Here is a 13,723-nt window from a genome sequence, read left to right as displayed (position 1 = left end):
GCGCTACGGCACGCTGCAATCTTTTGATCTGGAGTCTTGAAGCAAGATCAAAAGATCGCAGCCTCGTTTCACTCGTCAGCTCCTACACGGTTTTTGTGTAACCTTGCAGCCCTGTGGTTTCAGGAATTTTCAAGGTATGCGGTTGATTGTGTGTCTGTTCCTTGGCGTCTTGCTTGCGGGTTGCGAGCAACACGTCGCGCCGGCCCTCGACCAGCAACTCTACGTCTGGCAGCGCCAAGGGACACCTGCGCATGAACCGGCATTGCGCGACAGTCGCCATGACTTCTCTACCCTGCGCGTACTGGCATTGCAGGCCTTTCCCGGCGAGCGGTGGAGCAGGGCGCGGGTTGATCCAGCCTTGCTAAAAGCCGATGGCCGGCCGTTGATTGCAGTGATTCGCCTCGATGGCCAGTTGCAGTCGCTGGACCAGCAGCAGGTCACCGCGCAGATTCTGCAAGTCATCGCCGATTGGCAGGCGCAGCGCCTCACGTTGAGCGGCGTCGAGATCGATCACGACGCCGGTACAGCACGGCTGCCTGCGTATGCCCAATTGCTCAAAGATCTGCGCGCGACCTTGCCGCCATCGTTGCCTTTGAGCATCACCGCACTGCCGGCCTGGCTCGACAGCGCGCACTTGCCGGCGCTGTTGCAGAGCGTCGACAGCAGCGTGCTGCAAGTCCACGCCGTGAGCGATCCGCGACTGGGTCTGTTCGATCCCGAGCAGGCGTTGAAATGGGCCAAGGCCTGGGCACGTATCAGCGACAAACCCTTCTATCTGGCGCTGCCGGCCTACGGCGTTGCGCTGTTGAGCGATGACGGTGGCGCGCCGGTAGTGGAAAGCGAAGTGCAACTGGAGCGCGGCGGGCAGCGCCGGGAGTTGCTCGCCGATCCGCAGCAACTCAGCCAATTGGCCAAGACCTTGCGCGAGGATCCGCCCGAGCATCTGGCCGGGCTGATCTGGTTTCGCCTGCCGCTGGCCAACGATCGTCGCGCCTGGAGCCTGACTACTTTGCGCGCCGTGGCGCGGGGCGATGTGCTGAAGAGTCATCTGCATCTGTCATTCAAAGGGCAGGGCGGACTCTATGACATCCAGCTCGATAACCGCGGCAATCTCGACAGTCCGTGGCCCGCGCAAATCACGCTGAAGGCGCAGGATTGTGCAGGCGCCGATGCGCTCGCCGGTTACTCGTTGCAACAAAGTGCCAATCTGCTTACCTTCACCCGCCTGCGTGACGGCCGCTTGCCGGCGGGCGGGCAGCGCGCTGTCGGTTGGGCGCGTTGTGCACATATTGATCAAGGAGGTTCGCATGTTGACCCGTAACTGGCCCCGCCATCTGCTCTGCCTGAGCCTTAGCCTGCCGCTGGGTTCGGCGCTGGCCTGCGGCCCGGACTTCCCGATGCGCCTGCTCGACAACCGCGCGCAGACCTTGGCCGATTTGCCCGAGGGCAGCTTCAGCTTCGAAATCAGTCGCCTGGGTAAAACCATTGCCGGGCTGAAAAACGTCACCGCAGCGACCCATAACCCCAACGACTATGCCGAAGACAACGCGTCAGAGCTGGCGCGCGAACAGGCTGAGCAGGTGGGCCTGAGCGCTGAGCAATACGCCGTGGTCAAGCGACTGCGCGGGCTCAGCGATGCGCGTCAGGCCGAGGAGCAGGGCGCCAGTCTGCCGGCGGAAATACGTTTGTACGTCGCCGGCGCGGTGGCCTTTGCCACCGGTGATCATCAATTGGCCAGTGAGTATTTCAACAAGGTGCTGGCCCTGCCGGCAGACCAGCGTCCGTTGCGCAGCACGTGGGCGGCGTATTCCCTGGGGCGCATCGCCTTCGCCATGAGCAACGGGGCGCACGACCGCATCGAAGCGCTGGAGCAGGCGCGCGATGCCTTTCGCCAGGCCCGGCAACTGAGCATCGACGGCTTCAGCGATCCGCTGGAATTGGGCGTTGCCAGCCTCGGTGAAGAGGCACGGGTGTTGCGCAGCGCGGGCGACTGGAGCGGCGCCATCGAACTGTACGAAGCGCAGAACCTGCACGGTTCGGCCGTCGGTTACACCTCGCTCAAGCAACTGATGAACGAACTGGCCGAATTGCCGGAATCTCAGCTGGCCAAACTGCTGCAGCAGCCAGCAGTGCAGCAACTGGTCACGGCGTCGCTGGTCAGCCGTCAGGGCTGGTCTTTCGGTGAGCAGCCGCCGAATGAAAAGAAACTCGTCACACTCCTGCAAAACAGCACCCGTGGCAGCCTCGACAATGCCGATCGACTGGCGGCGATGAGTTATCAACAGGGCGACTACGCGTCTGCCAAGGCCTTTCTGGTAAACGCCGGGGACGGCGGACTGGCCTGGTGGCTGCGGGCAAAACTGGCAGTGCGTGAGGGCGACACGACTGCCGCCGCTGCCGCCTACGCCAAAGCCGCCCAGGCCTTTCCGCAGAATGAAGACTGGGGATATCGCCGCACGCCGGACTGGGCGTTTGAAACGGTGCAGCCCAAATGTCGGGTGGAAGGCGAAAGCGCGATCCTCGCGCTGCAACGCGGCGAATACCTGCAAGCATTCGTGCAGCTGTATCGCAGCAACAGCCTTTACTGGTTCGATGCCGCCACCGTTGCCGAGCGGGTGCTGACGGTCGATGAGCTCAAGCGGTACGTCGATGAGAACGTGCCGGCGCCGCCGCCATTGACGCAGCAGGAGCGCGATAACTATGTGCCGCTGTCGGTGGCCGCCAATCTGCGCAATCTGCTCGGTCGGCGCTTGCTGCGAGAAGGGCGATACGAGGAGGCGGTCGGTTATTTCGCCAGTGACGATCTGCAGCACAAGGCCCGGCTCTATGGCGAGCAACGGCTCAAGGCCGAGTCGGCGTGGTGGCCGAGCAAACGCGCCAGTGCGTTGTACAACGCCGCGTGGACAGCCCGGGAGTGGGGCATGGACATCCTCGGTTATGAGATGGCCCCTGATTACGCCACCTTCGGCGGCAATTACACGCTGGAGAGCACGAAGCTGGATGTCGGCCCGCTGATTTCCACGGCGGAAGTGCAGCGCCAACAGGCCAGCGCCGCGCAACCGGATCAGCGTTATCACTATCGTTTCGTCGCCACGGCACTGGCCAGTCGCGCCGCCGATAACCTGCCGCACACCAGTCAGGCGTTTGCCGCCGTGTTGTGCAACGCGGCCGGCTGGAACAGCAGCCTTGAGGACCAGAGTGCGCTGTATCAGCGCTACGTCAAGGAAGGCCCTTATGTGCCGTGGGCGCAAGACTTCGGCAATCAATGCCCGTACCCGGACTTCGAAAATGCCGACAAGCGTTACGTTACCCAAGTGACCGATGCCGTGCGTGGGACGCTGCGGCCGTACAAGTGGCCGGTGCAGATCGGCGCGATCGTCGTAGTCGCGGCCATCGCGTTACTGCTGATCACCCGTCGTCAGCGCAAGGTACGCAAGGCTTAAGTCTGCTGAAGGAAGCTCAGGCGTACGGCGAAGCCAATCAACAGGCTGCCGAACAACCATTGCTGAACGCGCTGGGCGGTTGGACTGTGTTGCAGCCAACGGCCCAGTGCCGCACCAGTCAGGGCAACCACGCTGTCGAACAGCAGACCGACGGCGACCAGCACCATGCCAAGCACGGCAAACTGGCTCAGCACCGGCGCGCCGTGACTGACGATGAATTGCGGCAACAGCACTGAGCAGAACAGCAAAGCCTTGGGATTAAGCAGGTTGGTCAGCAAACCGCGACGGATCGCATCGCGCCACTGGCCGGGAGCAGGTGCCTGCTCTTGGTTTTGCAGACGCGGTACCAGCGAGCTGCGCAAACACTGGATACCGATCCACAACAGATAGGCCGCGGCAGCGATGCGCACCACGTCAAAGGTCCACGGCGCCGTTTTGAACAGCGCCGCCAGCCCCAGTGCCGCCAAGGCAACGTGACAGGCGCGGGCGATGGCCAGGCCCAGTGCGGTGGCCAGCGCCGCACCGCGACCTTGCCGCGCACCGGTTTGCAATAGCAGGATCATGTCTGGTCCCGGCAGTAGCAGAACTACAGCCAGCGTCAGAATAAACAGCCAAAGACTTGCCACATCACCCCCCGTTTTCGATGTCGATTTTCTCGCGCCAGTCTAGAGCGAGACGGCAGGGCAGGTGCTTGCGTAGTCGGCTTCAATTGTTCACAGCTTTGGCATAACCTGCTGGTTTTCAACCGTCAGACTATCGGGATCTGCCAAAGATGAAACTCGACGCTTATGACCGCAAGATTCTCGCTGCGCTGCAGCGCAACGGGCGCCTGAGCAATGTCGAGCTCGCGGAAGAAATCGGACTGTCGGCCTCACCGTGTCTGCGGCGGGTGCGCATGCTTGAAGAGGCGGGGGTGATTCGAGGCTACCAGGCCAATCTGGATCGCGATGAAGTCGGGCTGGGGCTGACGGTGTTTGTCGGGGTCAAGGTCGAGCGGCACAACGAAGAACGCGCCGAGGCTTTTTATGCGGCCGTCACTGCGTTGCCTGAAGTGGTCTCAGCATTTCTGGTGTCCGGCGAATCGGACTTTTTGTTGCAGGTAGTGGTGCCTGACTTGCGCGCTTATGACCGCTTTGTCAGCGCGCACCTGCTGAAACTGCCGGGGGTGAGCGATATTCGCAGCAACTTTGCCATTCACACGGTGAAAGCGCCGGGGGCGTTGCCGTTGGGGCATCTGCCGCTGTAGATCGGGTGGCGCCATTCGCGAGCAGGCTCGCTCCCACAGGGGGAACGCTTCCAAAGTGGGAGCGAGCCTGCTCGCGAAGACGGCGGCAAGGTTTGGAACCTACATCTGCGTCGCCATCCCCTCGACATTCATCGCTGCCTGCCGCAACGCTTCCGAACGCGTCGGGTGCGGATGGCAGGTCAGGGCAATGTCCTCGGCCGAGGCGCTGAACTCCATCGCCACGCAGAACTCGCCGATCATCTCGCTCACGCTCGGCCCGACCAGGTGCACGCCAAGGACTTCGTCCGTGCGCTCGTCGGCAAGGACTTTGGCAAAGCCCTCGGTTTCGTGGTTGATCTTCGCCCGGCTGTTGGCAGTGAAGGGAAACTTGCCGACCTTGTAGGCGCGGCCCTCGGCCTTGAGCTGTTCTTCGGTCTGACCGACGCTGGCCAGTTCCGGTTGGGTGTAAATCACGTTGGGGATCAGCGCGTAATTGACCTCACCGGCCTTGCCGTGGATCTGCTCGACGCAGGCCATGGCCTCGTCTTCAGCCTTGTGCGCGAGCATCGGCCCGGACGTGACGTCGCCGATCACCCAGACCCCGGCGGCTTCGGTGCGATGTTGCTTGTTGGCGAGCATGCCGCGTTTGTCGGTACTCAGGCCGACGCTCTCCAGCCCCAGGCCCTGGGTGTACGGCCGGCGCCCGATGGCCACCAGCACATAGTCGGCTTCGATCAGCTCAGCCGTACCACCAACGGCAGGCTCGACGCTCAGCTGCACGCCTGTGGCGGAGCTGGTGGCGCTGGTGACCTTCGAGCTCAGTTTGAAGGCAATGCCTTGCTTGCTCAGTGCGCGCTGCAAGGTCTTGCCGGCCTCGCCATCGACGCCGGGGCAGATGCGATCAAGGTATTCGACCACGGTGACCTGCGCGCCGAGTCGGCGCCATACCGAACCCAGCTCCAGGCCGATCACCCCGGCACCAATGACCACCAGATGTTTGGGTACTTCACTCAATGACAGCGCGCCGGTGGAATCGAGGATGCGCTGGTTGTCGATCTCGACGCCGGGAAGGGGAGTGGGTTCGGAGCCGGTGGCAATGATGATGTCCTTGGCGCTGAGTTCGCTCTTGTTGCCTTGGGCGTCGGTCACCGTCACTTTGCCCGGGCCGTCGATATGGCCCCAACCCTTGATCCAGTCGACTTTGTTCTTGCGAAACAGAAATTCGATGCCCTTGGTCAGGCCGGCGACGCTTTCGTCCTTCTGCTTCATCATCTGCGCGAGGTTCAGCGTCGGTTTGACCTCGATGCCGAGATTGGCGAACTCTGTCCCCACCGCAGCGGCGTACAGCTCCGACGCGTGCAGCAAGGCTTTGGACGGCATGCAGCCGACGTTCAGGCAGGTGCCGCCGAGGGTTGCACGTCCTTCAACGCAAGCAGCCTTGAGCCCGAGCTGGCCGGCGCGGATCGCTGCGTTATAACCGCCAGGGCCGCCGCCCAGAATCACCACGTCATAGTTGCTCATGCGCTTGCTCCAGATTGCTCGATGGGGATAGCCAAGATTAGTTGCGATAAAGATTATGTGCGTAATATGAGCTTCGTCGAACATTTCGGTCAAGGCTTCAGGCAAGCGACAGCTGCGGCATCTTTGAATAGATGAAATTGTGTACGAATATTTCACAGTGTCCGTTATATCGTAACGCTATGAACGCTGAGCCTACATTTTCGGGGTGTTATGCAAGTCGATCTTGAGTTGGAAGCCACGCCAGTCACCGGGCTGCCGCGCTTTCAGCAGGCAGCCGCGCAGTCACGCAAATTGCGTCGGTTGGCGTATGGACTCGGCGCAGTGGCCGCGTCGGGCTGGGTGCTGGCGTTTTTCGTCGGCCTGTTTGCGCCGCAGTCCCTGTGGTTATCGTTATTGGTCAATCAGAGCGCGGCGTTGCTGGTACTGGTCGCCGGGTTGCAATCGGCGTGGTGGGTGACGCAATGGCGCGCGCGGGTGATGCATCCGCCCGCCTCGCAATCGACCGTCGAGGAAGAGGGCGCCGCAGCCGAGGGCTGGTACGAAAGGCTTCTGGAGCGCTTGAGTCAGCAGAGCCGCCATCTGCTTGGACAAATCGGTGCGCCGACGTTGTGGCTCGGCGGTTGGGCGTTGCTGGTTCTGCTTGGTATTGAGCAGGTGTGGAATCTCACGTTGCCTGCGGCGGCCTTGGGGCTGTCGGCGAGCATCGGTGCGGCATTGGCGTTGTTGCTGGCGTTTGCCCTGCTGGTGCTGGAGCGGCAACTGGCGCAGGAACCGCCGGCGCAGTGGCCGGAAGCGGCTGCGCTGGCACAACTGATCCGGGTGGTGATCATCACTCTGTTGATCGGTGCGCTGTGTCTGTTGTTTGCCAGCGAAGACGCAGTCTGGCCGGCGCGTGTTGCGGTATTCAGCGCAATCCTGCCGATGTTGGTTGCCATCGAACTGTTATTGCGCGCGGTGCTGTCTGTTTTCAGCCCGCGCCGCGAACAACTCGAACCGACCCTGCTGGCGCGCAGTTTTATCGCCGATATGCTGCGTTGGCCGCCGCAGCCGTGGCTGGCGTTACAGCATGAAATGCACAACCGTTTCGGCATCGATTTGCGCCAGATCTGGGCCTTCAGTTACATGCGCCGGGCCTTGTTGCCAGTGTTGGCGGTGGTCGCCCTTAGCGGTTGGCTGCTGACCGGCGTACATGAAATTCCCCTGCAAGGTCGCGGCATCTATGAGCGCTTCGGTAAACCGGTACAGGTTTTCGGCCCGGGTTTGCATAGCGGGTTGCCTTGGCCATTGGGGCGTGTGATCTCCGTTGAAAACGGTGTGGTTCATGAACTGGCAACCAGTGTCGGCGACAAGCCAATCGCCGTGCAGTCCGATTCCGCTGAAGGCCCGGCGCCGCTGACCGCCAACCGTTTGTGGGACGCCAGCCACGTCAACGACAAATCCCAGGTCATCGCCAGCAGCCGCGGCGCGCAACAGGGCCTGCAAATCGTCAACATGGACGTGCGCTTCGTTTATCGCATCGGTTTGAACGACGAGGCGGCGCTCGCCGCGACCTATAACAGCGCCGATGTACCGACGCTGATTCGCAGCACCGCCAGCCGCATTCTGGTTCACGATTTTGCCTCGCGCACCCTCGACGGTCTGCTCGGCGGCGACAGGGCAGGGCTGGCCGAGGAAACCGGTCGCTCGGTGCAAAGCGATCTGAACAGATTGAACAGTGGTGTGGAGATCCTTGCCACAGTCGTCGAAGCGATTCATCCACCGGCCGGCGCGGCGAATGCCTATCACAGTGTGCAAGCGGCGCAGATCGGCGCGCAGGCGTTGATCGCTCGCGAACGCGGGGCGGCTGCGCAGGCCACTAACGAGGCGCAGTTGCAGGCGAGCGCGACGCGGGATCAGGCAACGGCAAATGCGCGGGAGATCAGTGCCGCTGCGCAAACGGCAGACCTGAAATTCAGCGCCGAGCAGAAAGCGTTCGCCAGTGCTGGCCAGGCTTTTGTGCTGGAGCAATATCTCAGCCAGCTCAGTCAGGGCTTGAATAAAGCCAGGCTGCTGGTGCTCGACCATCGACTTGGCGGGAGCGCGAATGCGCCAACCATCGATCTGCGTACTTTCGCACTGCCGACTGATCCGTCGTCCCCCCGCACCACCGCTCAACCAGGAGCCACCCATTGAGCCAGTCGCCTGTTCATGACGTTCACGACCACAGCGGCCACGACCACGGCCACGGCGGGCATCACCATCATCATGGTCATCACCACCATCACGGCGATCCGCAAGCGGCCGGACCATTTCCGTGGCGGCGTATGGGCTGGGCTGCGTTGCTGGTGGCGTTTGCCATTGCCGCCGCGAGTCTGGTGCAAGTGCGCTCCGGCGAAGCCACGGTCATCACCCGTTTCGGAAATCCGTCGCGGGTATTGCTTGATCCCGGTTTGAGCTGGCGCTGGCCTGCGCCGTTCGAAGCAGCGATTCCGGTGGACTTGCGTCTACGTACCACCTCAAGTGGTTTGCAGGACGTCGGCACCAAGGACGGTTTGCGCATCATCGTTCAGGCCTACGTGGCGTGGCAGGTGCAGGGTGATCCTGAACATGTGCAGCGTTTCATGCGTGCCGTGCAGAATCAGCCGGACGAGGCGGCGCGGCAGATTCGCACCTTTGTCGGCTCGGCACTGGAGACCACGGCCAGCAGTTTCGATCTGGCCAATCTGGTCAACACTGATGCCAAACAAGTGCGCATCGGCGATTTTGAAGCGCAGTTGCGTCAGCAGATCGACCAACAGTTGCTCGCCACTTATGGCGTGCGCGTGGTGCAGGTCGGTATCGAGCGGCTGACTTTGCCCTCGGTCACGCTCAGTGCCACGGTCGATCGCATGCGCGCCGAGCGTGAAACCATTGCTACGGAACGTACAGCGATCGGCAAACGCGAAGCGGCGCAAATTCGCTCCGCCGCCGAGCGCGATGCGCGAATCGTCCAGGCTGATGCGACGGTGAAAGCCGCCGACATTGAAGCGCAATCGCGAGTCGAGGCTGCGCAGATTTATGGACGCGCCTACGCCAGCTCGCCGCAGCTTTACGACCTGCTGCGCTCGCTCGATACCCTCGGCACCATTGTCACACCGGAAACCAAACTGATTCTGCGCACCGATGCTGCGCCGTTCCGTGTGTTGGTCGACGGCCCACCGACTCTCGACAAAAAAGTCGGATCGCAGCCATGAGCGAAGAAGTTCCACGTGGAACACATGCGTTGAACAGTCCGTGGATTCAGGCCGGCCGTCTGACCTTCATCGCCTTGTATGCGATCACTGTTTTGGCCGCATTAGCATGGGCGGTCTCGAATGTCCGGCAGATTGATCCGCAAAACCGCGCAGTAGTACTGCACTTTGGCGCGCTTGATCGCGTTCAGAATGCCGGGCTGTTATGGGCGTGGCCGCAACCCTTTGAGCAGGTGATTCTGTTGCCGGCGGCTGATCGGGTGATCGAGCGTCGAGTGGAAAATCTGTTGCGCAGTGACGAGGCGTTGAAGGCTGACCGGGTGGCGTCCTTCGCTACGCCATTGAGCGATGCACTTGCCGGGTCTGGTTATTTATTGACCGGTGACGCCGGTGTGGTGCAATTGGACGTGCGAGTGTTTTACCAAGTCTCCGATCCCTATGCGTTCGTGTTACAGGGCGAACATGTGCTACCAGCGCTCGATCGGTTGGTGACGCGCAGCGCCGTAGCCCTGACCGCCGCGCGAGATCTCGACACCATTCTGGTCGCTCGCCCGGAATTGATCGGCGCCGACAATCAGGCAGCCGAGCGCCGTGAGCGATTGCGCGGTGATCTGGTGCAAGGCATCAACGCGCGTCTTGCTGAACTGAAGGCGAGCGGGCAGGGCATCGGTATCGAGGTGTCGCGGGTCGATGTGCAATCGAGTCTGCCGGAGCCAGCGATCACTGCTTTCAATGCGGTTCTGACGGCCAGTCAGCAGGCTGACAAAGCAGTGGCTAACGCGCGCACCGATGCCGAGAAACTTGCCCAGTCCGCCAACGAACAGGCAGACCGCACGCTCCAGGTGGCCCACGCGCAGGCAGGCGAGCGTCTTGCAAAAGCCTCGACCGATACCGCAACCGTCACGAGTCTGGCCACGTCTACCGACCCGCAAATGCTCCTGCGTCTGTATCGCGAACGCCTGCCGAAAATTCTCGGTCAGGCCGGGTCGGTCACCACCGTCAATCCGAAAGACGATTCCCGGTTGATCATTCAAGGAGCCAGTCAATGACCGCGACCACCGCTGCTCCAAGTCTGTTGTCCTCGGCCGAACAACGTCGCGCCGCGCGCCAATTGACCCTGGCGATGCTTGCGCTCGGGCTGCTGGGTGTGGGGCTGGTCTGGCGCTGGATACTCCCGGAGCAAATCGGTGTCAGCCAACTGCTGCTGGGTTTCGCTTCTTTGCTCGTAGCGGTTCCGGTGATGCGGTCGGCCTGGTACAGCCTGCGTTATCCAAGCCTGCACGGCATTACCGATCAATTGATTGCGCTGGCCATGCTCGGTGCCTGGGCGACCGGTGATCTGCTCACCGCGGCGTTGTTGCCAATCATCATGATCTTCGGCCATGTGCTCGAGGAGCGCAGCGTCATCGGTTCCCAGGAAGCGATCAATGCGCTTGGCCGGCTGACCCGCAGCCATGCGCGCAAGCTGCAGGCAGACGGTTCGATCATCGAAGTGGACAACCGCACGCTCAGTGCTGGCGATATTGTCGAGGTGCGGGCCGGTGATCGGGTGCCGGCGGACGGTCGGGTATTGTCCGGCCAGGCGAGTCTCGATACGGCGTCGATTACCGGTGAATCGGTACCGGTGGAAGCGGGCGTGGGCATGCTGGTGTTTGGCGGCGCGATCAACCTCGATGGATTGCTGCGCGTCGAAGTCACCCGCACCGGCGACGAATCCACCTTGGGCAAAGTCATCGCCCTGATGCAAAACGCCGAGCGCTCGAAACCGCCGATCACGCGATTGCTCGAACGCTATGCCGGCAGCTACATGGTGCTGGTCTTGTTGCTGGCGGCGGTGACCTGGTTCGTCACCCATGATGCACAGGCGATGCTCGCGGTGCTGGTGGCGGCGTGTCCGTGTGCGTTGGTGCTGTCGGCGCCGGCCACGGCGATTGCCGGTGTCGCCGTCGCCGCGCGTCACGGGATTCTGATTCGCAGCTCGGCGTTCCTCGAAGAACTTGCCGATCTGACCTCGCTGGTGGTCGACAAGACCGGCACGCTGACTTACGGCACGTTGCGTTTGCAGTCGATCGACAGCCTCAGTGTGGACACTAAAGAAGTGCAGGCGCTGGCCGCCAGTCTTGGCGCGGCGAGCAGTCATCCGGTGAGCCGGGCACTCGCCGGGATGGCCGATCAGGAAGCCTATTGGCCTCTGACCAACATCCATGAGCGCCAAGGCTTGGGCGTAGTGGCGACGACAGAGAAGGGCGAAGCTGCGCTCGGTCGTCCAGAGTTGTTCGCGCAACTGGGCATCACAACGCCCCTCGTTCCTGAACACGATGGCCCGATTGCCGGCCTGGCTTTGAACGGTGAATTCCTCGCCTGGCTACTGCTAGCAGACAGCATCAAACCCGAAGCGCGCTTTGCCTTGAGCGAATTGCGCGAACTGGGGCTGGGACGCCAACTCCTGCTGACGGGGGATCGTCAGAGCGTCGCGCGAACCCTGGCGCAGGAAGTCGGGCTGAATGAAATCCAGGCGCAAGCGCTCCCGGAGGACAAACTCAATCGCGTGCTCAAGGAAATCGATCACGGCTTCCGCCCGATGGTGGTCGGTGACGGCATCAACGATTCACTCGCGCTCAAGGCCGGCGTGGTCGGCGTGGCGATGGGCGCTGGCGGGGCCGATATTGCTCTGGCTTCAGCGGACATTGTGTTGATCGGCAGCGATTTGCGCCGCCTCGGTACTTGCGTGCGCTTGAGTCGTCAGTGCCGGCGTACTTTGCAGGTCAATGTGATCATCGGCCTCGGCTGGACCCTGGCGATCGTGGTCTTCGCGGCTTTCGGTTGGCTTGGCGCGGCCGGGGCGATGATCGCGGCGCTGCTGCATAACCTGAGTACCTTGTTGGTGTTGGGCAACGCCGGACGTTTGCTGCGCTTTCAGGAGCCATTGCTCAGGCTCGACCCTCAGGCTAAGTGAAAGAAAATTCATCGAACCGCAGAGTACGCAGGCAGTCATCTATCGTAAGGCACGTCGCCTGTGGCGTTCAGCCGATGTGCCGATCACGATAGACAAGGCCGATCGAATCGATAGCCTGCTATTTTTCAAGGTTGGTCTACCCTCAGATCAGACGTCTGAAACAAGGGGGGATTTTCCATGCTCGCGCAACTTCCACCGGCCTTGCAGAACCTGCATTTACCGCTTCGCCTGCGACTCTGGGACGGCCACGAGTTCAATCTGGGGCCGACGCCCAGCGTAACCATCGTGGTCAAGGACCCGCAGATGGTTACTCAATTCACCCACCCAAGCCTGGATGTACTCGGTGCGGCGTTCGTCGAAGGCAAGCTGGAACTGGAGGGCTCGATCAGCGAGGTCATCCGGGTTTGCGATGAGTTGAGCAATGCGCTGCTCGACGAAGACAAAGACAGTCAGCCGGTGCGCGCGCAACACGACAAGGACACCGACGCCAAAGCCATCTCCTATCATTACGACCTGTCGAATGCCTTTTATCAGCTGTGGCTGGACAGCGACATGGCGTATTCCTGTGCCTATTTCGAAACCGGCAGCGAAACCCTCGAACAGGCTCAGCAAGCCAAATTCCGCCATCTGTGCCGCAAGCTGCGCTTGCAGCCGGGCGAATATTTGCTGGATGTCGGTTGTGGTTGGGGCGGTCTGGCGCGGTATGCGGCGCGAGAGTTTGGCGTCAAAGTGTTCGGTATTACCTTGAGCAAGGAACAATTGGCCCTGGCGCAGGAGCGAGTCAAAGCCGAAGGGCTGGACGATCAGGTCGAACTGCAATTGCTCGACTATCGCGATTTGCCCCAGGACGGCCGCTTCGACAAGGTTGTCAGCGTCGGCATGTTCGAACACGTCGGACACGCCAATCTCGCCGAATACTGCAAAACCCTGTTTGGTGCGGTGAAGGAGGGCGGCCTGGTAATGAACCATGGCATTACCGCCAAGCACACCGACGGCCGCCCGGTTGGACGCGGCGCAGGCAACTTCATCGAAAAATACGTGTTTCCCAACGGCGAGTTACCGCACCTGGCGATGATCTCTGCCGAGATCAGTGAAGCCGGGCTGGAAATCGTCGATGTCGAAAGCCTGCGCCTGCATTACGCGCGCACGCTCGATCACTGGAGCGAGCGACTGGAGGACAACCTCGAAGCTGCGGCGAAACTGGTGCCTGAGCAAGCACTGCGTATCTGGCGTCTGTATCTGGCCGGTTGCGCTTATGCCTTCGCGCGGGGCTGGATCAACCTGCATCAGATCCTCGCTGTGAAAGCGCATCCGGATGGCAGCCACGAACTGCCTTGGACCCGCGACGATATCTACCACCCCTGAAACG

Annotated in this window: 10 protein-coding genes; 8 read left to right on the top strand and 2 right to left on the bottom strand. The window is 61.7% G+C overall.

All coding sequences use genetic code 11. The features are described from left to right. The first annotated feature begins 136 nt into the window (after positions 1-136). Together PSH90_RS26860 and PSH90_RS26855 are read left to right on the top strand one after the other, a co-directional pair. On the top strand, positions 137-1,321 hold the full coding sequence (locus PSH90_RS26860) for a DUF3142 domain-containing protein (RefSeq protein ID WP_305381845.1): 1,185 nt from the start codon (positions 137-139) through the stop codon (positions 1,319-1,321). Next, positions 1,308-3,443, top strand: a complete 2,136-nt coding sequence (locus PSH90_RS26855) for a hypothetical protein (protein ID WP_305381843.1) — start codon at positions 1,308-1,310, stop codon at positions 3,441-3,443. Before PSH90_RS26860 ends, PSH90_RS26855 begins: the two co-directional genes overlap by 14 nt. Here PSH90_RS26855 and PSH90_RS26850 read toward each other — a convergent pair. Further along, the gene (locus PSH90_RS26850) at positions 3,440-4,069 is read right to left on the bottom strand and encodes a LysE family translocator (protein ID WP_305381841.1); all 630 of its coding nucleotides are present in this window, start codon (positions 4,067-4,069) and stop codon (positions 3,440-3,442) included. The two genes, PSH90_RS26855 and PSH90_RS26850, sit on opposite strands and share 4 nt — an antisense overlap. 146 nt (positions 4,070-4,215) lie before the next feature. Between PSH90_RS26850 and PSH90_RS26845 the strand changes: the two genes are divergently transcribed. Further along, positions 4,216-4,689, top strand: coding sequence for an Lrp/AsnC family transcriptional regulator (locus tag PSH90_RS26845; RefSeq protein ID WP_024014870.1), 474 nt, complete (start codon positions 4,216-4,218; stop codon positions 4,687-4,689). Between the two features lie 99 nt (positions 4,690-4,788). Here PSH90_RS26845 and lpdA read toward each other — a convergent pair whose 3' ends face one another. After that, positions 4,789-6,189 carry a dihydrolipoyl dehydrogenase gene (lpdA, locus tag PSH90_RS26840; protein WP_305381839.1) on the bottom strand — a complete coding sequence of 467 codons (1,401 nt, stop codon included), beginning with the start codon at positions 6,187-6,189 and terminating at the stop codon, positions 4,789-4,791. Positions 6,190-6,399: 210 nt separating this feature from the next. Between lpdA and hflK (PSH90_RS26835) the strand changes: the two genes are divergently transcribed. The 5 genes from hflK (PSH90_RS26835) (at position 6,400) to cfaB (ending at position 13,719) form a co-directional block, all read left to right on the top strand. Further along, complete coding sequence (hflK, locus tag PSH90_RS26835; RefSeq protein WP_305381836.1) at positions 6,400-8,361, top strand: protease modulator HflK; 1,962 nt, start codon at positions 6,400-6,402, stop codon at positions 8,359-8,361. Continuing rightward, positions 8,358-9,401, top strand: coding sequence for a protease modulator HflC (gene hflC / locus PSH90_RS26830; protein WP_305381834.1), 1,044 nt, complete (start codon positions 8,358-8,360; stop codon positions 9,399-9,401). The genes hflK (PSH90_RS26835) and hflC overlap by 4 nt, the downstream gene beginning before the upstream one ends. Next, a complete protein-coding gene (gene hflK / locus PSH90_RS26825) occupies positions 9,398-10,447 on the top strand; it encodes a protease modulator HflK (protein ID WP_305381832.1) in 1,050 nt (349 codons plus the stop codon). The genes hflC and hflK (PSH90_RS26825) overlap by 4 nt, the downstream gene beginning before the upstream one ends. Next, positions 10,444-12,354, top strand: a complete 1,911-nt coding sequence (locus PSH90_RS26820; protein WP_305381830.1) for a heavy metal translocating P-type ATPase — start codon at positions 10,444-10,446, stop codon at positions 12,352-12,354. The genes hflK (PSH90_RS26825) and PSH90_RS26820 overlap by 4 nt, the downstream gene beginning before the upstream one ends. Before the next feature lie 177 nt (positions 12,355-12,531). After that, positions 12,532-13,719: a C17 cyclopropane fatty acid synthase CfaB gene (gene cfaB / locus PSH90_RS26815; RefSeq protein ID WP_305381828.1), complete on the top strand. Its 1,188-nt coding sequence runs from the start codon at positions 12,532-12,534 to the stop codon at positions 13,717-13,719. The last annotated feature ends 4 nt before the right edge of the window (positions 13,720-13,723 follow it).

This window comes from Pseudomonas sp. FP1762 (assembly GCF_030687105.1).
In the GTDB taxonomy this organism is placed as follows: domain Bacteria; phylum Pseudomonadota; class Gammaproteobacteria; order Pseudomonadales; family Pseudomonadaceae; genus Aquipseudomonas; species Aquipseudomonas siliginis.
The sequence above is the reverse complement of the archived record's forward strand: the minus strand, read 5'-3'. Positions and strand labels throughout refer to the sequence as shown.

Excerpts from the sequence above, each read along its gene's own strand:
- PSH90_RS26845 (WP_024014870.1), top strand. The coding sequence starts at position 4,216 with ATGAAACTCGACGCTTATGACCGCAAGATTCTCGCTGCGCTGCAGCGC.
- PSH90_RS26855 (WP_305381843.1), top strand. The coding sequence starts at position 1,308 with ATGTTGACCCGTAACTGGCCCCGCCATCTGCTCTGCCTGAGCCTTAGC.
- PSH90_RS26860 (WP_305381845.1), top strand. The coding sequence starts at position 137 with ATGCGGTTGATTGTGTGTCTGTTCCTTGGCGTCTTGCTTGCGGGTTGC.
- hflK (WP_305381832.1), top strand. The coding sequence starts at position 9,398 with ATGAGCGAAGAAGTTCCACGTGGAACACATGCGTTGAACAGTCCGTGG.
- lpdA (WP_305381839.1), bottom strand. The coding sequence starts at position 6,189 with ATGAGCAACTATGACGTGGTGATTCTGGGCGGCGGCCCTGGCGGTTAT.
- cfaB (WP_305381828.1), top strand. The coding sequence starts at position 12,532 with ATGCTCGCGCAACTTCCACCGGCCTTGCAGAACCTGCATTTACCGCTT.
- hflK (WP_305381836.1), top strand. The coding sequence starts at position 6,400 with ATGCAAGTCGATCTTGAGTTGGAAGCCACGCCAGTCACCGGGCTGCCG.
- PSH90_RS26820 (WP_305381830.1), top strand. The coding sequence starts at position 10,444 with ATGACCGCGACCACCGCTGCTCCAAGTCTGTTGTCCTCGGCCGAACAA.